This is a genomic window from Terriglobus tenax, from assembly GCF_025685395.1.
GTDB lineage: Bacteria > Acidobacteriota > Terriglobia > Terriglobales > Acidobacteriaceae > Terriglobus > Terriglobus tenax.
Genome location: NZ_JAGSYA010000004.1, coordinates 264534 through 285942 on the forward strand (window position 1 = coordinate 264534; position 21409 = coordinate 285942).

The 21409-nt window shown below is 56.6% G+C and carries 12 protein-coding genes and 1 tRNA gene; 3 read left to right on the plus strand and 10 right to left on the minus strand.

All coding sequences use genetic code 11. The annotated features are described in order from the left end of the window. Window positions 1-2079, minus strand: a complete 2079-nt coding sequence (locus OHL13_RS06800; RefSeq protein WP_263409377.1) for an NHL domain-containing protein — start codon at window positions 2077-2079, stop codon at window positions 1-3. Between the two features lie 47 nt (window positions 2080-2126). After that, window positions 2127-3281, minus strand: coding sequence for an ROK family transcriptional regulator (locus tag OHL13_RS06805; RefSeq protein ID WP_263409378.1), 1155 nt, complete (start codon window positions 3279-3281; stop codon window positions 2127-2129). A 133-nt stretch (window positions 3282-3414) separates the two neighbouring features. Between OHL13_RS06805 and OHL13_RS06810 the strand changes: the two genes are divergently transcribed. Then, window positions 3415-3491 (plus strand) — tRNA-Val (locus OHL13_RS06810). A gap of 280 nt (window positions 3492-3771) precedes the next feature. On the opposite strand, the gene OHL13_RS06815 is transcribed toward OHL13_RS06810, so the two are convergent. From OHL13_RS06815 to OHL13_RS06845, 7 genes are all read right to left on the minus strand, one after another. Next, window positions 3772-3981, minus strand: a complete 210-nt coding sequence (locus OHL13_RS06815) for a hypothetical protein (RefSeq protein WP_263409379.1) — start codon at window positions 3979-3981, stop codon at window positions 3772-3774. A gap of 139 nt (window positions 3982-4120) precedes the next feature. After that, window positions 4121-4477, minus strand: a complete 357-nt coding sequence (locus tag OHL13_RS06820) for a hypothetical protein (RefSeq protein ID WP_263409380.1) — start codon at window positions 4475-4477, stop codon at window positions 4121-4123. 699 nt (window positions 4478-5176) lie between these two features. Further along, window positions 5177-5581, minus strand: a complete 405-nt coding sequence (locus OHL13_RS06825; protein WP_263409381.1) for a hypothetical protein — start codon at window positions 5579-5581, stop codon at window positions 5177-5179. 1 nt (window position 5582) lies between these two features. Continuing rightward, window positions 5583-10103 carry an RHS repeat domain-containing protein gene (locus OHL13_RS06830; RefSeq protein WP_263409382.1) on the minus strand — a complete coding sequence of 1507 codons (4521 nt, stop codon included), beginning with the start codon at window positions 10101-10103 and terminating at the stop codon, window positions 5583-5585. A gap of 555 nt (window positions 10104-10658) precedes the next feature. Then, the gene (locus tag OHL13_RS06835; protein ID WP_263409383.1) at window positions 10659-10949 is read right to left on the minus strand and encodes a hypothetical protein; all 291 of its coding nucleotides are present in this window, start codon (window positions 10947-10949) and stop codon (window positions 10659-10661) included. A 104-nt stretch (window positions 10950-11053) separates the two neighbouring features. Further along, the gene (locus OHL13_RS06840) at window positions 11054-12646 is read right to left on the minus strand and encodes a carboxylesterase/lipase family protein (RefSeq protein ID WP_263409384.1); all 1593 of its coding nucleotides are present in this window, start codon (window positions 12644-12646) and stop codon (window positions 11054-11056) included. Between the two features lie 103 nt (window positions 12647-12749). Continuing rightward, window positions 12750-14408, minus strand: coding sequence for a M20/M25/M40 family metallo-hydrolase (locus OHL13_RS06845; RefSeq protein ID WP_263409385.1), 1659 nt, complete (start codon window positions 14406-14408; stop codon window positions 12750-12752). A gap of 425 nt (window positions 14409-14833) precedes the next feature. Here OHL13_RS06845 and OHL13_RS06850 point away from each other — a divergent pair, with 425 nt between their 5' ends. Beyond that, a complete protein-coding gene (locus tag OHL13_RS06850) occupies window positions 14834-18229 on the plus strand; it encodes a TonB-dependent receptor (protein ID WP_263409386.1) in 3396 nt (1131 codons plus the stop codon). 33 nt (window positions 18230-18262) lie between these two features. Continuing rightward, a complete protein-coding gene (locus OHL13_RS06855) occupies window positions 18263-19849 on the plus strand; it encodes an amidohydrolase (protein WP_263409387.1) in 1587 nt (528 codons plus the stop codon). A 64-nt stretch (window positions 19850-19913) separates the two neighbouring features. Here the strand turns inward: OHL13_RS06855 and OHL13_RS06860 are convergent, their stop codons facing one another. Continuing rightward, entirely contained in the window at window positions 19914-21404 is a 1491-nt protein-coding gene (locus tag OHL13_RS06860; RefSeq protein WP_263409388.1) for an ABC transporter permease, read from the minus strand. Window positions 21405-21409: the final 5 nt, after the last annotated feature.

Here is a 21409-nt window from a genome sequence, read left to right on the forward strand (position 1 = left end):
CTAAAGAATGGTGAGCGATACATTGAGCTGTTGCTGGACCTGCGTGCCAGCGACCGTGGTAGCCCGTGCGGTCACCGTGATGGTGTATCCACTGGAGAGCTGACGAACGCTACCGCCTCCGCACCCGGTCAACAGAAAAAGACAGCAGACCGTGCATACGGCAATACGGCGGCGCCTGCGAGCAAACAGGAGTATGGCTGGGGTCAGGAACAGGATGGGAATCCAAGCGGCCCTGGGTGAAGTTTGCAGCGTCATGGTGACGGTTCCCGAGCTTGCGAGAGAGGCCGGAGCAAAGCTCACGGTGGCTCCGTTGGGAAGCCCGCTGGCGGTCAGGATGACAGGAGTGACCAGGCTTGCGGGAGGAATCGTGACGGCAAAACGGAACTGGGCGGAGCTGCCTGCCGCTATGGAGACATTGGGAGATGAGCCGGCATCCTGCGCGAGGGTGAAACTGCTGACTGGAGTAATGGATGCCAGCAGGGGTGAAGAGGTGCTGGCATCAAAGTTCGCATCCCCGGAGTAGCTTGCCGTAATGCTGTGCTCTCCAGCGGTAAATGCCGATGTTGTGAAATTTGCCGTACTTCCGGTCAGAGTGGTTTGCCCTAAGGGAGTTCCACCGTCAGTAAAGCGGACGATACCGGTGGGCACTGCAGGGCCGCTGGCGGTGATGGTAGCTGTGAGCGTGACTGGAATGCCTGCATACGTAATGCCGAGCGGAGTGAGTCCGGTGGTGGTGGCAGGGCTATAACTGCTGCCCGAGAGGCGAATGGTCTGCAAAGGCAGCCCGTCGACGCGAAGCTGGGCTGCACCTCTGCTGGCCGCAACGGATGCGGGGACATAGAGAAGCGAGAGCGTGCAGTTGGCTCCTGGAGCGAGTGTGGATGGAAGCGTCGGGCAGCTTCCCTGGCCCAGTGCAAAGCCACCGGGCAATGTGAGGGAGCGCAGGCTCAGGGGATTGCTGCTGGTATTGGTGAGCAGAAGAGACTGCGGCGCACTGGCGGAAGCGATCTTCTGCATGCCGAAGGAGAGCGCTGCGGGAGCCACCTGGCGGAGGATACCGCCCGAGTAGCTGATATCTCCGGCAGCAGAGGTCGCAACGGTTCGCGCGGAGCTAAGCGAAGAGGCCGTGTCAGCCTGATCTGCATTGCCTGCGAGGGTGCTGATCCCAGTTCCGGCGACAGCGCGGATACGCTGATTGCCACTGTCGGCGAAGAGGATGTCTCCCGCGGAGGTTACGGTGATGCCGGTTGGATGGGCAAGTTGTGCGGCGGTGGAGTTGCCGTTATCCCCTGCGCTGCCCGGCGAGCCGTTGCCCGCGACCGTGGTGATGATGCCGGCGAGATCGACCCGCCGGATGCGCTGGTTATGCGTATCGGAGAGATAGAGATTGCCAGCGGCATCAAAGGCCAGTCCGGCAGGAGAATCGAGACCTGCATCTGTAGCTTGCCCGCCATCACCGGAGAAGGTTTGCTCTCCATTGCCCGCGATGGTGGTGATGATGCCGGAGGCGTCGATTTTGCGAATGCGATGGTTGCGCTGGTCCGCAATGGCAAGCGTGCCATCGCTGGCGACGGCAATCGCGGAAGGCAGGCAGAGATTGGCCAGGGCTGCGGCTGCGCCGTCGCCGGAAAGCCCACAAAGGCCATTGCCCGCGATGGTGGTGATGATTCCCTGCCCGCTGATGCGGCGGATGCGATGATTATGCGCGTCGGCGATGTAGAGGTTTCCGATGGAATCGAAGGCAAGGCCGAGCGGTGTATCGAGCGAGGCCGAGATGGCCGGACCTCCGTCGCCGGAGAAGCCCTGGCGACGGTCGCCCGCGATGACGGTCACGATGCCATCACTTGTACGGCGCAGGATGACATGGTCGCCTGCATCGGCGATATAGAGATCGCCTGTTGCGCTATAGGTGATGGCCGCAGGAAGAATGGCCTGAACGTTGAGTGTGCTGGTGGTGGGTGCAGGCGTGATGGTGAGCGCGGAGTTTTGCGCGTGCGCTGACGGCACGGACAACAGGCAGACCAAAGACAAGAGGCTGCCGAGCGGGAATCGTAGGAAGCTCAGCCAGATTCGCGGCATCGGATGTTCGTTGGTTCACCCAATATACCGCATACCGCGAGACGGACTTAGAGCGCGCGGTCATTCATGACCAGGGCCACAGCGCTGCGCAGGCGCGCAAGGCTGCCCTCAAACGCCGGACGGAGCTTCGGTCCCCGGTAGAAGGCGTTGCGGCGCATCTCGGTGTCAATGCAGGAGGCAACCAGTTGCCAGACCGTGGTGATATCGCCGACGATGACGATCTCGCTGGGCGCAAGTCCCGAGGCGATCATACGCAGGCCTTTGCCTAGATACGTTGCTGCCTTTTGCAGGGCCGTGAGCGCGTGCTTGTCGCCGTTCTGCGCCAGGTGGAGAAGGTTGTCGTAGGAGGCAAGCCGGCTTCCGCTGGCTTCCTCGTAATAGCGCAGGGCGGCACGGTTAGAGGCCGTGACCTCCCAGCAGCCATTGCTGCCGCAGGCGCAGGCAGGACCGTTCTCATCGATCTGTACGTGACCAAACTCGCCCGCCATGCCCTCTTCCCCGCGAAGCAACTGCCCGTTGGCGAAGATACCGGTGCCGATGCCTTCGGCGACGTTAACGACGACAAGGTCATGCATGCCGTCACTCTCGCCGAACCATACTTCCGATAAGGCACAGGCATTGGCGACGTTGTCCATCTCGACGCGAAGATCGGTGGCGCGCTCCATGCGCTGCTTAACGGCAAGTACAGGCCAATGCAGATTGGGCGCGAAGATGAGCTTCTGCTGCTCCAGATCGGCACGGCCGGGAATGCAAATACCAATACCATCGAGCGAACGCTCAGGATGCGTGTCGACCATACGACGGACGGCCTTGATGATGGCGTTCATGGCGGCGCGTGCGTCGTCGGGCAGCGGCACGATGCTTTGCGAAACGACACGTCCTGCAAGATCAACAATACCCAGCGTAGTTTGCGAAGGATGAATGTCGAGAGCGAGCACGGCCCGCTTGTCGTTGATCTGCAGGAAGGTTGGGCGGCGTCCGCGGGGCAGGCGTCCGATTTCGCCTTCGATGATCCAACCGCCGGAGATCAGCTCCTCGACGATGAGTGAGACAGTGCTGCGCTGCAGGCCTGAGATGCGCGACAGCTCCGCGCGAGAGATGGGCTGGCGCGTGCGGATGAGGTTGAAGACCAGCGAGAGATTGATCTGCCGTGGCGTCTTATTCGATGCGCTCTGGTGGCGCGTAAGGCGGAATCGTTGCAAGGCTTCTTCCAGGCGTCCTTCCGTGCAATCTTAGCTGGAGCGCGTCACGATGCGGAAGTCTTTCGTTTTCCTCGCCGTAGAGCATGACATAGCGGTCACAAACAGCGGTTTTGCGATAGACTGAATAAGGAATGGGCGGATAGCTCAGTTGGTTAGAGCGCCTGCCTTACAAGCAGGATGTCGGGGGTTCGAGTCCCTCTCTGCCCACCATTCTTAAAAACCACAAAATCGCGGAATTTCTCTGTGCTGCCGATTCTATGGCAGGCAATCACCTTTTTAAAGGAAAATCGGTGAATGCTGAGCTCCGCCGAAACAGTGCTTCAGCTACCTGCGTTCGCCTCCGGAGTAACGCTTTTGCTGGCCTTTTCCTATTAGCCGCCTGTTTTCAACGAGTTCCCGGACAGCAACTTCAGGTTGCTGTGCAGCTCCCATTTTGGAGTGACGTGTCATACCTCAACCCGATGCGAAGCAGTGTGCCTCCCAGACGGCACTAGCTCCGCTTCAGGACGAAGTAAACGAGCGAGAACCAGATGCAGAAGTCGGCAAGGAAAATCGGAACCAGCAAGAACCCGGGGAAGCGGCTGTCCTGCCAAGGCACGAGGAACGTCACCATTAGATGGACTGCCGCGATGCCCACCATAAGCAGCCAGAACGACTGCTTACGCCTGAACTCCCATGCGATGAACCCAAGAGCGAACATCACTCCTACTGACACGCCGAGCGGTCGGGCTCGTGCTGCGCCGCCATTTAGAGAAGCAAAAGCAAAGTAGCAAATTCCGAGAACGAGGCCGAGCCAGCCCCCCGTTCTCACGTCCAGAGTTTTGAATTGAGGCATCAACCTAGCCCGCATACCTCTTAAGAACACTGTGAGCACAGAACAGGCTCAGAGCAAAATCGAGGATGCCGATTGGTACAAGGACGAAGCCAGGCATATGTTCATCTCCCCACGGCACCAACACGACCAGGGCAAGATGGGCGACCGCCAGAACCACCATGACATACCAGAACGCTCGAAGGTGCCGGAAGTTCCATGCCCCATATCCAACAACGAGCAATACGGCCACTGAAACGCTTCCGGCCATGGCCAAGCCCATTTTCCCTTGCAGAGCAAATAAGACATATACGAGCAGGCCGCAAAGTCCCACCCATAGCCCGGTCTTTCTGCTAGCACCTCTGAACCTCAACGTTGAACTCATTTGCCTCACCGAGCCATGCAAGCGTTGTAATCCTTACCTGTACTGATGAGGTCAGCACCAGCGGAAATGACATTTAACGCCGTTCCTATTCCAGGTAAGAGGTTGGCAAATGATTTCGCAAACCCAGCCTCAGTTCGAAGCGAGATTCGGGCGGCAGGAGTTAGCGCAGTCACATGAAGGCCAGCAAATGTACTGGTCAGACCGACCACTCCTGTTCTTGATGTGTCCGCAGAGATGGCGCTGTTAACTACCGAAGTAATGCCAACGGCAGTTTGGAACACCCGCTACGATTGCGTCTGTAGCTAATCCTGTGGCTGATGCCCCCCAAGGCCCACTTCCGCCGGGAATACCTTGCCTTGGGCCAGCTAGGACACCTTGAGCCATGTTGTAGAAGACATTCTGGCCGCCACCCGAACCTGTACGAATGCTAGTTACGAGATCGGTGATGCTGCTGAAGGTATTGCCAGCCAAAGCGCTCGATATAAAGCCGCCGACCGGACTGGTTCCAATTCCGAGCTTGCTTAAACCGTTCGCTAAACTCGTTGTCGTTCCGAAGTTGGAAGCACAGTTGAAGACATTCCCGTTACTTGGGGCGATAACGGGAACTATCTCGGCCCAAAGATTCCCGTATTCGCTCACAAATTCGCCGCTCGTCATATTCGCATTGTGATTGCAAACCGCCCCGGAGAGCGGCCTGGGTTAGTCCGGGGAACTAGATTCCGGATGCTTATCGGCAGATCGTGCACCAAACAGGTAGATGATGCCCTCGTCGACGAGGTAGATCCCCAAAGCCGCAGGTAACAGACCATATGCAGGCAACGACTGGTCACCAAACGGCACAAGGAAGATCACCATCATCTGAATGAGCAGTATCAGCAATATTGCTAACCAAAACCGCAGCATCCTACGCGCTTCCCATCGAAGCACCATCACTAGCGCATCCACGGCTACGCACACACCTGCAGCTCTTCCACGGCCCCAGCCCGCAAAATGGGCAACAATCATAAAAACAGGAATCCCACAGAGCAAACAAAGAAGCGCAATCCTACGTTCAGCACTATCGGATTCGCTCGCTGATCTTATGCCGTTTGCATCACTCTTCATGCTAATTACCCGCCATGCAGGAACTATACGACTGATAAGTTTTTGCCAGATCCTCCGCCGTACTGATACCTGTCGAGATATAGCTCAGAATAGGCAACGCGCTCAATGCTTTGAAGTTGTTGGCGACCGCAGATGCTTTATCGAGTATTGCGAGTGTGGATGCGGCTGTTCCCAATGTGCCATTCGCGAAATTACCAACTCCTTGAGCGAAACTCGTTGAGGTCGCAGCAGAATATCCAGTAGCGACTGTACCAACCGCAATTGTTCCAACCAGTCTCACAGCACCGCCCCCGGGAAGAAACCCTGCTCCAATAGATGCTACGTCAAGCGCTAATGAGACGCCATTCTTCTTCAAAGCCACACCAGCACAATGAGATGCCGTTGTTGGGTTACTTGGGGCTCCTCCGCTACCATCCGAAGCGCCGCCCCCTGGGCTAAGTCCGCCACGCGACCCGACGTAGCCACAAAAAGTATCCATACTATCGTAGCTACCGTCGACGTAATTGTATTGGTCATAGCATATGTAGTCGCTTGTCCCTTGGGGGTCGATTCTTATCAGAGGATTATTGCTGGCATACGTATACCGATTGAATGACTGCGGATCGAAGATGCTGTAACTTCCGTCGTACGGATCAGGGCTCTGCCATCTTCCGGTTGCGGAGCTGAGTTCGCGGAAGGTGGCGTGTTCCATGCCCGATCCCTGAGCCAGATCGTGGTCGGTCAGGGCGAAGTGGGATGGGTTTGTGTCAGACGATGAACTGGTCAGGCCATCGCCGAAGGGAGCGGAGTAGAACGATGCTTCCATCGCGCCGGAGGAAGAAGTCCGGATGCGATCCGTACCAACCAGATCCTGGTGCTGATAATGAAGTCCATTGGAATCGGAGTACGCATACGGCTGACCACCCACGTAATACTGCGTGGCGATAAAGCTTCCATCGTCCTGCCACGTCGTGCTGCGTCTTCCGGACAAATCGAACCCATATCTCTTTACGGTTCCGAACTCGTTGGTCTTGACCCGATGGTTCAAGGCGTCATACATGTACGACGCCAGCACCGTAGAACCCGCCGCATCTCTCACCTCGGTCAAATTACCTTCGGCATCATAGATATAGCTACGCTGGCCGTCGTTCGTCAGATTGCCAGCGGCGTCGTATCCGTACCCTTGGATATGATTATGCACGTCGAAGCTCAGAGACTGACCGTCCTGCTGCACGCGGTTGCCATAACGGTCATAAGACCAGGTATGGCTAACCGTCGGCCCAGGCATACTCACTATACGATCGAATTCGTCATAGGCAATCGTCGCACACTGCCCCAAAGCGGTATCGCAAAGCCCATCCATTCTTGAGGCTATGTATGTGGTACCGACACCGTACATCTGAGTGTTGCAATTGAATTCGGGATTCCCCGCGCACACCCATTTTGCCTGTTGGCGGCCGCTTGGTCCAAACCAGTTAAAGGTGTTGAGCCCATTTCCCTGGGCACTCGTCACCGCCCCAAACGGACTCATCGACGTAGCAGTGTAAAGCGACCCGAAAGAGCTATTGTTTATCGATGTCATCTGGCTTGCCAAGTTGTACCCGTAAGTCGCCGTGGGAGCGCTTATCCAGCTCTCTTGAACCATGCGTCCTGCAAGATCGTATTGATACCACTTCCAAACATCACGAGCGGGATTGCCACACCAGTCAGGTAGGCAGGTAATCGAGTTTGTCACATTCCCAGCTACATCATATGCAAACTGTGTTCCGCCCTGCGTTTCTTCGAATGTAAGCTGGCCTTTTGAAGCCCCTAGCTGAACATCACCCCAATGCGTGCTTTCGTCATACGCGAACGACTTGCTTGGGGTGCCATCGTCGTAGGACACCGAGTTGACGCGACCAAGCGAGTCATATTGTGTTGTGGTCGTCGTCTTTACATTTGAATCAGACTGGTTCGCGCGGGGACGAGTCCGGGTGACTACCAGGCCCGTGGAGTTGTACGCGTAGCTATAGTCGGTGACACCGCGCTCCGGCTCCTCGGTATGGATCGTCCGGCCAGCAGCATCGGTCTGGAAGACGCGACTCCGGTCTCCTTGGCTGATCGTTGTCTTATGGTTCACATCGTCGTAGTCGTAGTGGGTGTTGTATCCGCTACCAGCGATATCCGTCGGGCATGTCGAGGGAGAGCCGGAGTTCGGGAATGTTGCTCCCGTCAGCTCGCAGACTTCTTTGACGCGGCCCAGAAGGTCATATTGTGTGATGGTGCCCTTGCCCGGATTAACCTGCGTCTTAGCTGCGCGAGACCAGTAGGTGTTTGTTGTGGTCGATCCGTCTGGGCGGCTGATCGACAGAGTGCGCCCAAGGGCGTCGTAGGTATAGTTCGTACTGTTCGACGTGCATTGCGACCCGCCCGTGTCTGACGACGCAGAGTAGGGAGCGCTCACGCTCTGCACCTGCCCGGCTGCGTCATAGCAAGTGTCCGTCAGATACCAGGTGCTGGCTGAAGCCTTAACAGCCGTACGCCATGCCCGACCATAACCATCCAGATACGTCTTCTGTACGGCGGTGTCGTTGCTGTTGAGCTTCGTTGCTACTCGGACCATCGACGGGACATAGGTGTAGTCCACCTCACCTCCACCAGGGGTGCCGACTTTTGTAGGCCGCATTAAAGCGTCATACTGCAGAACCTGTGTGGTCTGGCCTGCGTTGTAGCCAGTGCTCGAAGTAATGGCCGCTGCTCCAGCGTCGTACGTGGCCGATGTGGTCAACGCAGACACCGCGCTATTGCCGGATGTCTGAGAGCTGGAACTGGTCGCAAATGCTCCAGTACCGTCATAGCCGAAGGTGGTCGAAAACCCATTCAACGTAGAACTCCGACGCATACCTGCATCGTCGTTCGTAAAAGTTGTCGTGATGTAATCAGACCCTCCGATCCAAACCTTGGATGAGGTTAGATTGCCTGGCGCCCCACCCAGGAGCGAATGCTGTGGAACGCCCGATGTGCCAATTGCTGCCGTTTCATCGTAGCCATTCGTCGTGTTGGAGAGTATATTACCCGCCCCATCCCATACATAATTAGCCACCAATTCACCGGTGTTGAGATTATATGAATACTCCGTGCTTCGTAGTAGCGAGTTGCTGTTGGCCGGATCGTACTGCCAACTGCCGGAAAGCAACCCATTTGTGTCATAGGCACTTCTCGTCAGCACAGCCGATCCGCCGTTGGACTTCGTCGTCACGTCCGTCTGAGTGACAGCGGTGGTCAGCAACGCAGGAGTCGACTGCGAATTGTAGACGGTTGTGGCTTCCGACAGCGGCGTAGCTCCTGTGTTCCCGCCTTGCCATACGCGCTGGCTGGTCGGATACCATAGGCCCTGATCGGTGCTCACAAAGGCATAGGACGAGTGATTGCTCAGTTCGTCGTCCACTTCCGTCGTGGAGGTCGCGCTGCTACTGCTATGAGCGCGAGCATATATCTTCGAAGACGAGCTTGTACTCCTGGTCAGCGTTGCCGGAGTTCCATCGTCATTGATACCCGATCCATTGCAACCGCCGCTGTAGGCATAGCTGATAACTCCTCCACCGGGCAACGTCACCGAAGCCAAACGGCCAGTCACATTTCCCGAGGCCCCAGGTGTGGATTCGTAAGCGAAGGTGTACTTGTCGTCGGGAGAATCTGGCAGGACAAGTTGGTACGGTAGATCAACCGTTGTCGGGCTGTATTCGGTGATCCCTGAGCACTGAAAGTTTGTTTGAACCGTATAGGTGTGGTATGTAAGCGTTGCCGTCGCGGTTGAGGCTCCACCGTTTTGCAACGTGACGGGATAGGTGAAAGTGCGCGGGCTGGAAGCGGACCCTCCGCCAACAGTCAGAGCGGTCACGCCAAGCGTATCAGTGAATGTACCGTTTGGATTGATCGTGATCGTATTACCGTTGCTGTCTTGGACGGTCGCATTGGGTGAACTCGTCGTGACATAAATAGTTTTGCCGTCGCGCGTATGAACCACAGCTTCAGGCCATCCGCTAATCCATAAACCAGAACCGTCGTATGCTTTCCCATCTCCCGTAATAATGGGCTCTTCATACGTATTAGGGCAGAATCGGCCTGAGTACTTAAAGCCGTGAGCACCACCATAAGGGTCGTGATAGACGTAGTTGGACGTTGTCGTCCCTGTCGCCTGGGGCTGGTCTGGCTGGTTCGGACACTTCATTGTCCCCGTCTTGTATGTGATATAACCGGCCACGGCATTGCCGTTCAGAAGCCCATGGAAACCCCACTCAGGGTCTGGCTGCCATGTCCCGTTGGGTGACCAGACCAATCCTTCGTAGTTCAAAACATACGAAAAGTTCAGGCCGCGTCCCGAACGCGTAACGATAGGCAGTGCGAAATGCACGTTCAGATTGCCAAGATTAACGGTGTCGAAGCCTTTGTTGTCATAGGCACCGAACGGATAGATACCCGTTCCGTTCGTTTGAGCTTCGTTGGAAACAACAAGGCAGAACACAACTGCGATCAACGCAGCAAAACGTACAAACAGCTTCATCGTCCGGGCAGTCCTCAGCAGGAATGCACACAGGCTTGGGGAAATAGAGGTTTTGGTGATTGGCGAGTCTAACGCCCGCTTCAGCCACTATGACAGTCGGCAGGGCTGCGCGTCAATGTCTCAGCCCCATGACTCAAGGGCAATCGCGTACTCAGGGCGAGATTGAGAAAGAACACCGGCAGCGGTTCAAGGGACCCAGCTTCTCGGCCCGGAGGAACACGGTTTCGTCGGGCGATTCGCTCTCAATGACGAAGGCTCGCCCCTGTAACTCCGGCCGACCATGGACGGCGGCTTGCGCTGCGAAGCTTATCGGGACAGGGGCGAACGGCCCGCGCCATTCGAACGATCATTGCGGGCATGGGAATGACGGTGGGGCATCGCTTCATACTCGACACTATGGAGCCGCAAAGCCTCCGCCTCCGGCCTCGCGGACTCGGTTCAGAAGTAACCGGATACGCTGACTGCCAAGCCCTCGAATGGTTCTGCCCCGGCCCGGCGATTCCGCACCGTAGAGCGACCGCTGGACAACCTCGGCTATACCCCTAGCTTGGGTTTTTACGTGCGGGGATTTTGTGAATTGCGACCGTCTTCGAGGCGGAAAAGCCCTTCGAGAAACGCCTGGCTGTCGCCCATCGCTCCGGGGTCCGCGTACGCACAAACAAGCTTTTCGCGTGTCGATTTAGGAAGCTGCTTTAGCTGGGTTTTCGTGAGCGGCTGGCCGGTGTAAAGAAACTCTTTGATGCAGCGTTCCTTAGGGCCACTCAACGACTTTGCGATGAACACCAGCGTCCCGAAGTCAACCACCGTTACGGTTACAGAGTCGAGCTTCATAAGCTGTACGTTCATTAGGCTGCCCTCCCGGTATTACCGATTCCGAGCAGGCTTACGCGCTCATGAACGGCCTGGAGGTCGGCGGTTGCAAGGCGTAACGCCGAGTCGTATCGAGGGTGCTATGGGTTCGCTGGTGCACTGGCTGGCTTGGCCCATTCACTGTCGAGGAAAAGATAGCGTTCGCGGTGCTGGTCCGGCCGGGCCGAAGAGTTTGCGTCCAGGTGCATGACCTGCCACTGGGCTGGTCCATACGTTGGCCACTTGGGAAGTCCGGAGCCATTGGGATCTCCGGTACGGGCGAAGTTGGTCCAGTAGAGTTGCATCTGGTCAGAGAGTTTGCGGTCTTCTGCGTGCCAGACGGCTTCGGGACGCGAATCGAGTGTGCCGAAGACATATTCAATGTCGTCAGAGTGGAAGGCTCCAGCGGCAGGCGTGTGATAGCGGTCGCCTGGATTGTCGAGAGCGAAGTAATAACGGTAGACCGGTTTGGTGCCCGTCGCAGTATGGGCTTCGAGCCACCTCCACGTGGAATAGGCAATGAACTTATCACCAGCGTAGTCGGAGGCTGAAGAGACCGCCTCTTCGGGAGTATTTGCGCTATACAGCTTGAGAAACTCCGCCGAGCGGGTTGGGAACTCACGCTGCACCTGCGCCGTGAAGCCTTCCGCGGTGAAGCGGTTGTAGCCGCCTACGACTCCGCCGCGCGCTTCATCCGCATTCCAGCCTGCGAGAAGCGGAACATGCGCCTGTTCGCCCGCAGCATAGATTGCGACCGGAGACTTGGGAAAGAAATAGCCATCGACGACGGGACGGAAGGACGGCGCCGGACGGGATGCAAGGATGGGCCGCAGGATGTCTTCCGTTGAAATGCGGCGAAGTTCAGAGAGTTTTGTTGTGCCGTACGTGGTGAGAGCAAAGGAGGTGTCCGCCTTCTCACGCTGCTCGCGGGTTTGAATGGGAAAGGTGGCCGAAGTCATAATGCTGCCGCTTTCGCCGATCGCCTTTTGAAACAGGTCCTTGGAGAGGGGCGATGCCATCTGCGAACTGACGGACATAGAGCCTGCCGACTCGCCGAAGATAGTGATATTGCTGGGATCGCCACCGAAGGCAGCGATGTTCTGCTTGACCCATGCGAGCGCGGCGGCCTGATCGAGAAGACCATAGTTGCCGGCCGCATGGTTCGGGGATTCCGCTGTGGCTTCAGGATGAACGAAGAAGCCGAAGATGCCGAGACGATAGTTCATGGACACAACGACAACGTTGCGATGCGCGAGATACTGCCCGTCCTGACGACGCTCCGAGGTGGAGCCGCCACTGAAACCACCGCCATAGATCCAGACCATCACCGGCAGCTTGCCAGGCTCCGCGTTTGCGGGCGTCCAGACATTGAGGGTGAGGCAGTCTTCCGATGCTCCAGGGTCGTGAAAGGCCATGTCTGCATAGACTGCGGACTGCACGCAGTGGTATCCAAAGTCATGTGCGGAGCGAATGCCTGTCCAGGGCTCGACCGGCGCCGGAGCGGCCCAGCGAAGCTTCCCGACCGGCGGCGCGGCATAAGGAATGCCCTTGAAGGCCATGATCTTGCCGTCGGTTGTCGGTTCCCCTTCAACAATTCCGCTGGCGGTCTTAGCCTGTGGGCCAACTGCGGCGAAGGAAGATGCTGTGAGAAGAAGGGTTGAGGCGAGCAGAGACAGACGGCGTGCAAAGGGCATGAGAAACCTCGTTCGTACGGTAGCACACGGCTGCGGTGACAGGCAGCACATCAAAGGACGCCGGATAAACCGGCGTCCTTTGATGTGCGCTGAGAGGAACGGGTTAGTTCTTAGGCGTGTTGGCAAAATGCCAAAGAGTGGCAGCGACGGACTTCTCTGCTCCTGCAAGCCCGTAGACCTTGCCTGCGCCTTCGATAACGTAGTATTCGTTGGCTGCATGAGCTCGACCGCCCATGCCTGCACCACCCGCGGCAATTGGCATTTTCACGTTAACGACGCGATCACCGACCTCCTGATTGGAGAAGAGATACGCGGGCCAGTAGCCACCCAGGATGGTTTCCTCTTCAAGCGGCTTCTGATAGTTGATGCCAAACTCGTCAAAGGTCTGCATGATTGCCTTTGCGATGTCGGAGTCGTAACTCATCTTGGCCCATGGCACATCGCCAATCAGTTTCATTTCGACATCCTTATAACCGTTTTTGTCGAGCTGCGCACGGAGCTTTTTTACGATGTCAGTTCCCTTCATGTTCGGGATGTAGCGAAAGTTATGCTTCGAGGTGATCTTGTTGGGCAGGATGGCTCCTGCACCTCCGGCATACATATTGCCTCCCCATATGCCGTCGAGGTTGAAGCTGGTGCCATAGCGTTGCATCTTCTGCATGGTGTATGGGTCTTCGGAGATGAAGCGTGCGACACCGATATTCTCTGCCGCGGCTTTGAGGTTCACTTTTGCCGAGGATGATTTGAGCAGCTCCGTTTCTTTTGCCGTAAGCGGCTGCATATTGTCAAAGAAGCCATCGATCTTCGGAGTGTTGCCATCATCGGAGACAAGTGAGCCCAGCATCTTGATGTGACGCCATGCCGGCGAGTCAACTGACCTCTTATAAGAGCCATGAATGTCTGAGACGGTGGGGCCATGTCCCCAGCTCTTCCCCGTGGTTGACAACTCGACATAGACGCAACCCTCCGAGCCGCCGGAAATGTTTGCACCTCCACCCGCACTCTGACCGGCAAAGCGCAACATGGCGTCAGCGCCCTTGAACAGGTCGGCGTGGTCTTTCATAAACTTGCGAAGACCAATGTCCATGCGTTCTTCATCGCCCTCTGCGACGAAGATGAGGTTGACGGGGAGTTTGCCGAGCACCTTCTTCATCGACATGAAGGCTTCAAGCTGTGCAAGCTGCGGCCCCTTGGAGTTAACCGCTCCACGCCCGATCAAGACTTTTTTAAATGATGGATCGATGCCAGCAGCTTTGCCGTCGACGATGCGCCCTTCAAATGGCGGGGCGACCCAAAGATCAGGTTGCGTGACCGGCATGGTGTCATACATCCAGTAGATGACCAGTGTTTTGGGTGCGCCTTCATCGCACTTTGCATAAACGACAGGATTGCCGGGTGTGCCGTATTCGGTAATGCCAACATCGTAGACTCGCGTGGTCTGGCAGCCAAGCTTATCGAACATGCCTTTGACCATCTCAGCGGATTCCGGAATTCCTTCGCCGGAGTTTGAGATGGAAGGTTGCTGGATCCAGTGCTGAAAGTCGAGCACATGATCGTCAATATTGGCATCGATGTAGTCGTATACCTTTTTCAGGTCTGGTGCGGTCCTGTTCAGATCTGGATGAATGGTTTCATCAGCCTGCGCTCGAATGCCAAGCCTGGGTTTGGTGGCAGAGGTTGTGGGGCTGGAGTTTTTCTTCGTGCATCCCGTAAAGACAACAAGGGATGCCAAAAGACACAACGGCGTGCGCTTCAGAAACATATTCGATTGTCCTCGGTAAGCAGGTGCACCGACGATTGCCGGTGGCTCGACTCTAAGACGTACTTGCTTCAAGGGTCAAGCGACATTGTTGTCACCGTTCGGCACGATTCCGGATTGGTTGAATTCCGCTATCACCTGATTAGAAAGTCAAATTTCACGGGGACGTGAACCTTTGTTATAGATAGGTAATCCGGGACAACACACAAGAGTCCAAATAACGTTTGCAAGAGTGCCAAGGGGCATCTGGTCTCACCCTCTCATTTTCCCTGGCATGGCCCGGTGTAGTGTCTTTTGTCTGTTTTGGCTTCTGTACCTGCGCTGTATCCCAGTGTTTCCTCGCACGCCTTACGAGCAATTCCGTAACCCAGACGAAACGGACCATCGAAAAAACCTGTAGCGCGCTTAGCACATTCTGGAGGCATTGCATGTCGTCACTTGGACGTAGACGGTATTGGTCTATCTCTATCTCCCTATCGATGTTGCTGCTGTACGTTATCAGCATGATTGCGTCTGCGCACGCGCAGACGGTCAACGCCACATTGACGGGACATGTGGAAGATTCCCAGGGAGCCATTATTTCCGGGGCGACCGTGACGGTGAAGAACACCGGTACAGGAGCGACCCGATCCACCCTGACGGACGGAAACGGACTATACACTGTGACGAACCTGCAGCCGGGTTCGTACGAAGTCACGACGACGATGTCAGGCTTCAGCACGAAGACCCTGACGGGACTGACGCTGAACGTCGGCGATACGCAGGAGTTACCGATCTCACTCACGGTTGGCGGCGTAAACGACACCGTGAATGTGGAAGCAGCCGAACCACTGCTACAGACGCAGACGTCGTCGAACAGCACGCTGGTCGATAACAAGCAGGTAGTCGAGCTGCCATTGTCCAACCGCCAGTTTTACTCGCTGGCACTGCTTTCTCCCGCGGCCTATCAACCGGCGCAGAACTCGACGCTTGGCTTCCGCGGCGGTATCAACATTGCGGGCGCGTCGGAGATCTCAAACCAGTTCACCTTCAACGGAATCTACAACAACGACATGGGCGTGGCCCAGCCGTCGTACCGTCCTTCTGTCGAGACGATCCAGGAATTTCGCCTGCTGACGGGCGTGTATCCAGCAGAGTATGGCCGCATGGCGGGTGGACAGGTTGTCGTTATCTCGAAGTCCGGCACAAATGCTTTTCATGGGTCGGCATATGAGTTCATCCGTAACGAAATTTTCGCGGCGAAGCCGTACTTCACCACCGCCGGTGCGAGTAAGCCATCCTTCAAACAGAACACCTTCGGTGGCACGCTTGGCGGACCGATCTGGAAGGACCATACCTTCTTCTTCTTCGGCTATGAGGGACAGCGCATTCGCCGTGCGCAGGTGCTGACCAGTGCTGTCCCCACGACAAACATGTTGAACGGAATCTTCACAAAGTCGAAGAGTTCCGCATCCAACCAGATCTACAACCCCGCCACGGGTCTGCCTCTGACGGACCTTACACCGGGTGATCCTACGGTGTACACGTACAACCTGGCCACGCAACTTGCTGGAAGCAATACCTATCAGTGGAACTCCGTCGGTGCAGTTGCAGGACAGACAATTGCCAAGCTCGGCTTTCCGGCCTCGACCAGCAGCACTTACACGCTACAGCGTACTCGCCAGGAAGACATGAATGAGTACACCATTCGTGTGGACCACCGCCTTACCGACAAGGACAGCTTGAACGGCAGCTTTAACATCTTCAAAGACCCAGCATTTGAGCCGTCCAACTCGCTGTGCGGAACCGCAACGTTGCCGAAGTTCGGCTGCTTCACCAACCAGATCTCGACACTGATCAACCTGACCTATGACCGCATTCTGACGCCGTCGCTTCTGAACTCTTTCCGTGTGGGCTATCAGCGTCTGCAGCAGCCACGCGTGCAGGAGGACGATACGGCCATCGGGTCGGCTTATCCGGGGCTGCCGGGTGGGCCGTACTTTACGCAGGCGAACTATCCGAATAACAGCGGTCTACCGTTTACTTCGGTGACCGGTTATGCCACTGTTGGCGGCTCGACCAACCTCCCCCAGAACCGCTGGGACAGCCACTATCAACTGGTCGACACACTGACCTGGACCAAGGGCAAGCACACCTTCAAAGGTGGCGCTGATTTCCTGCTGGCGCGCGCGGTCAACCTGATTACGAGTTCCGGCCGTGGCGCGATCACGGTCAACGACGGAAACATCCGCAGCCTGAGCACTGGTGTCAGCGGCCCGATCATCGGGTCTTCGAATGATTCAATGGCCGACCTGCTGCTGGGCATTACGTATTCCACCGGCATCGCTCCAACAGCTCCAGTGGTTTACCTGAACTTTCTGGGATCGCATTTCTTCTTCCAGGATGACTGGCGGATTACGCCCAAGCTCACGCTGAACCTGGGCATGCGCTATGAGCTGGATTCACCGGTGTACTCCCCGAAGTACACGACCTCGAAGCTCGATGTTGCCTCGCAGAGCTTCATCGTTTCCGGGCCAAATACCTACAAGCATCTTTACAACTACGACTACAACAACTGGGCGCCTCGCGCCGGCTTCTCGTGGCAGCCGCTGCCCAGCGACAAGACTGTGGTCAAAGGTGCGGCGGGTGTGTTCTACAACACGCCGCTGCTCTACAACCAGTTCCTGAACTTCGGCACCGGCTATCCGTTCCGCAATAACGTGACCTATACCTCCACGCGCACGAACGTGATCAACCTTGCCAATCCATTCCCCTCAGGAGCGACCGGGGCACCACCTTGCACTACGGCACAGACCGTTGGACAGCCGTTGAATGGATGCGCCGCGGCCTATAGCCCGCAGTCGATCAACCAGAACTACCGCACCCCTTACCTGACCGAGTGGAGCCTTGGCATTCAGCAGCAGGTAACCAAGTCCATCGTTCTTGAGACAACGTACTTCGGATCGAAGGGTACGAAACTCCCGCTCTCGATCAACCTCAACGCGATCAACCCGGCTACGTATACGAAGTCGACCGCACCGGCGCAGACGGATCGCCCCTTCCCGGGCTACTCGTCGGTCAGCAACCAGGACACTCGTTCGAACTCGCAGTTTCATTCGTGGCAGAACAGCCTGAAGCAGTCCTACACCAATGGCCTGACCTTCATTCTTTCTTACACCTGGGGTAAATCGATTGACGGCGGCGGCGGCATCGGATCGGCATCGAATTCGTCCGGCGGCGCGCAGAACATCTACAACCTCAAAGCAGAGCGCGGGCTGTCAGACTTCAATGTTGCCCATCGCCTGTCATTCAGCCCGGTGTATCAGCTTCCGTTTGGCAAAGGAAAGCCATGGGTGACCTCCGGGCTTGGCGCAGCCATTCTTGGCGACTGGCAGGTTTCCGGCATCTTCCAGTACCAGACAGGCCGGCCCTTCTCGATCACCAACGCCACGTCAAACCGCAGCGGATACTTCGGTGGTTCGGATCGTCCTGACCTGGTTGCCGGTCAGGATCCAAACGCCGGCCCAAAGACTGTAGCGCAGTGGTTCAACACGGCGGCTTACACGGCTAACCCAACCTATACCGCACATCGTTTCGGAACGGCCGGACGGAACCAGGTGATTGGTCCGAAGCTGACGCAGCTGGATCTGACGCTAGCTCGTAATTTCAAGATCTACGAGAAGCTGTCCGGACAGTTCCGTGCGGAATCTTTCAACCTGTTCAACCATCCGAATTTCTTCAATCCGTACAGCAATGCGACGGCGTTTGGCAACAGTACCTTCGGCCAGATCACAAACGCATATGATCCTCGCGATTTGCAGTTCAGCTTGCGTATTCTGTACTAACCAGCAACCACTACCTACCCGGAGAACGTAGAAGTGAAACTCAGACTTGGAACTCTCGCAGTTCTTCCTTTCCTGGCCGGGGCCTATGCCCCCGGCCAGAGTTCTTTAACTCCCGAGAAGGCCGCTCTTGTTCAGCATGTAGACAAGGATGCCAAACTCGCACAGGTCATGGTCGATACCGTTTTCTCTTACGGGGAACTTGGCTTCCAGGAATTTGAGACATCGAAGTATCTGACCGGAATTCTGGAAAAGAATGGATTCAAGGTTGAGCGCGGCATTGCTGGCATACCTACGGCATGGATGGCGACGTGGGGCTCAGGGAAGCCGGTCATTGCGCTTGGCTCTGACATTGACTGTATTCCGCAGGCATCGCAGAAGCCGGGCGTTGCGTGGCATGATCCCCTGGTGGCGGGAGCTCCCGGGCATGGCGAGGGACACAACTCCGGCGTTCCGTTGAATATTCTGGCGGCACTGGCCGTGAAGGAACAGATGCAGAAGAACCATCTTTCCGGCACGATCAAGATATGGCCTGGAGTAGCCGAAGAGCTCGTTGGGACCAAGGCCTACTATGTTCGCGAAGGTTACTTCAAAGATGTCGATGCGGTTCTGTTTGCGCATGTGGGCACGAACCTGGGAGCGCGCTGGGGAGAAGGCGGACAGACCGGCCTGATCTCACTGCAGTACAACTTCCATGGTGAGTCGGCGCATGCGGCGGCTGCTCCGTGGCGCGGCAAGTCCGCGCTGGATGCGGTGGAACTGATGGATTCCGGATGGAACTTTCATCGCGAGCATCTGCGCCCACAGCAGCGTTCACACTATGTGATTACCAATGGCGGCGACCAGCCGAATGTTGTGCCGCAGTCTGCCGCAGTCTGGTACTACTTCCGCGAGCTTGATTATGAGCACATCAAGGGGCTGTGGGATGACGGTGACCGGATGGCGAAGGGTGCAGCCACGATGACCCAGACCACATGGGATGAGACGATCCTGGGATCTGCATGGCCAGGGCACTACAACAAACCGATCGCCGAAGATCTGAATGAAAATGCTAAGGTTGTCGGCCTGCCAACCTGGTCGGCGGATGATCAGGCGCTGGCCAAGGCGCTGCAGCATGAGATTGGCGCTCCGGAAAACGGGCTTGATACGGAACTACGGACACCACGTCCTCCTTCACCAGCATCAAGCTCGGAGAGCGGACCGTCGGACGATATTGGCGATGTCTCGTGGAATGTGCCGACGATCGTTCTTTCGTATCCGGCAAATATTCCTAATCTGCCAGGGCACAACTGGGCCAACGCAATTGCGATGGCTACACCCATTGCACATAAGGGTGTTGTTGCCGGTGCCAAGGTGCAGGCCATGACACTGTACGACCTGATGACCAAGCCAGAACTTGTGGCTGCCGCAAAGGACTATTTCACGAACGTACAAACCAAGACGGTTCATTACACACCGCTGGTTCGTCCGGAAGACAAGCCAGCGACCTTCATGAATAAGACAACGATGGAGAAGTATCGTCCTGAGATGCAGAAGTTCTATTACGACTCCACGAAGTACGCAACTTATCTGGACCAGCTGGGCATCAAGTATCCCACGCTTACCAAGCCTGTCAGCAAGTAACGACGCAACACACACAAAAGCCCGCGGAGCTACGTTGCTTCGCGGGCTTCTGTACATCTTGAGACTATTCGTAACGGAGCGAGGTCATGGGGGTAACCCGCGAGGCCTCGCGGGCAGGATAGTACCCGAACAGGATGCCGACTCCTGCGGAGACACCGAACGAAAGAACAATCGCAAGCGGCGAGATGCTTGTCGACCATGCCACCATTTTTGTAATGGAGCCGGAGGCAAGCACGCCGAACAGGATACCGAGAACACCGCCCGTGAGGCTAAGCGTAACGGCCTCCATCAGAAACTGCAGCATCACTTCGTCAGAACGAGCGCCTACAGCTCGCCGGATACCGATCTCCCGGGTACGTTCCGTCACCGAAAGCAGCATGATGTTCATGATGCCGATGCCGCCGACAATCAGCGAGACGGAAGCGATGCTGGCCAACAGGGCCGTCATGGTGCGACTGGCCCGATCGAGCGTTTTGCCCAGTTCTTCCAGGGTGACCTTATCAAGATTGGTCACGTTGCCGGTAATAGCACGGGCAATATCGGTTCTCATGCCTCCGCGCGCCAACGATTTGCGAGCCTGGCTGGAAACGACAAAGTCGTCGGGGGCCTCGTACGCGAGACCATGACGTTGGCGCAGCAAGGTGGTGGTTGCTTTTGTGAGCCGGGTAACGTCTCCCGTGGATACAGTTGAGATCGTAATGGAGTCGAGGTTTTGTCTCTGCAGTAGTTGCTGCGCCGAGGTAACGGGGATGTAGGCCGCGTCAAACTGATCGTCTCCTGCAGACGCCGGGACCATCCAACTGCCGCTGCCAACGATGCCGATGACCCGGAAGCTTTTACCGCGCACCAGAACATCTTTGCCCACCGGGTTTGCGTCGCCGAAGAGTTTGGCGCTGACGATGCTTCCGAGTACGACTACGTTCGCAGCGCCGACAATATCGCTTTTGTTGAGGAATCGTCCGTGAGGAAAGACCCAGGCACGTTTGATGGAGGGAAGGTCCTTCCCTTCTCCATGCATGCGTGTGTAGCAGGTCGTGTCTCCTGCTTTGACCATTGCGTTATCCGCAAGACCAGTGGAGACGAACTGCACCCCCTTCAACTCAGAGATCGCCTGTGCATCCTGCAGACTGAGTTTGTCGGAGGCGCCGAGTCCCGCGGCGTTTTCTCCGCTGAGAGCAAGCTGCTGCTGCGGATTGCTCCCGGCTTGAAAAATACGGCGCAGGGCGACGTTCTTTCCTGGATGCCACACAATATCGCGGAAGCGCGCGCGATATCGATCCGGTACATAGGCCGCCGGCTCTTCTGATTCTCCCTGGCTGGTCCACTGCTGCTGCATCTTGTAGTTGCCCGAGGTAACAACGATGACGTTCATGCCAGCAGCCCGGACCTGGTCCTGAATAGCAGCCTGTGCACCACTGCCCAGGGCAATCATGGTGAGAACTGTCGCTACGCCAATCGTCATACCGACCATCGTCAGGATGGTCTGCAACTTGTTGCGCCGCAGAGCCCGCCATGCAATGGTCGTACTTTTACGAAGCGAAATAATATCCGGCATTACTC

Bases quoted from the DNA above. Each gene is read 5' to 3' on its own strand.
- OHL13_RS06815 (WP_263409379.1), bottom strand. From the start codon at position 3,981: ATGTTCGCTCTTGGGTTCATCGCATGGGAGTTCAGGCGTAAGCAGTCG.
- OHL13_RS06850 (WP_263409386.1), top strand. From the start codon at position 14,834: ATGTCGTCACTTGGACGTAGACGGTATTGGTCTATCTCTATCTCCCTA.
- OHL13_RS06860 (WP_263409388.1), bottom strand. From the start codon at position 21,404: ATGCCGGATATTATTTCGCTTCGTAAAAGTACGACCATTGCATGGCGG.
- OHL13_RS06845 (WP_263409385.1), bottom strand. From the start codon at position 14,408: ATGTTTCTGAAGCGCACGCCGTTGTGTCTTTTGGCATCCCTTGTTGTC.
- OHL13_RS06820 (WP_263409380.1), bottom strand. From the start codon at position 4,477: ATGAGTTCAACGTTGAGGTTCAGAGGTGCTAGCAGAAAGACCGGGCTA.
- OHL13_RS06800 (WP_263409377.1), bottom strand. From the start codon at position 2,079: ATGCCGCGAATCTGGCTGAGCTTCCTACGATTCCCGCTCGGCAGCCTC.
- OHL13_RS06840 (WP_263409384.1), bottom strand. From the start codon at position 12,646: ATGCCCTTTGCACGCCGTCTGTCTCTGCTCGCCTCAACCCTTCTTCTC.
- OHL13_RS06825 (WP_263409381.1), bottom strand. From the start codon at position 5,581: ATGAAGAGTGATGCAAACGGCATAAGATCAGCGAGCGAATCCGATAGT.
- OHL13_RS06835 (WP_263409383.1), bottom strand. From the start codon at position 10,949: ATGAACGTACAGCTTATGAAGCTCGACTCTGTAACCGTAACGGTGGTT.
- OHL13_RS06830 (WP_263409382.1), bottom strand. From the start codon at position 10,103: ATGAAGCTGTTTGTACGTTTTGCTGCGTTGATCGCAGTTGTGTTCTGC.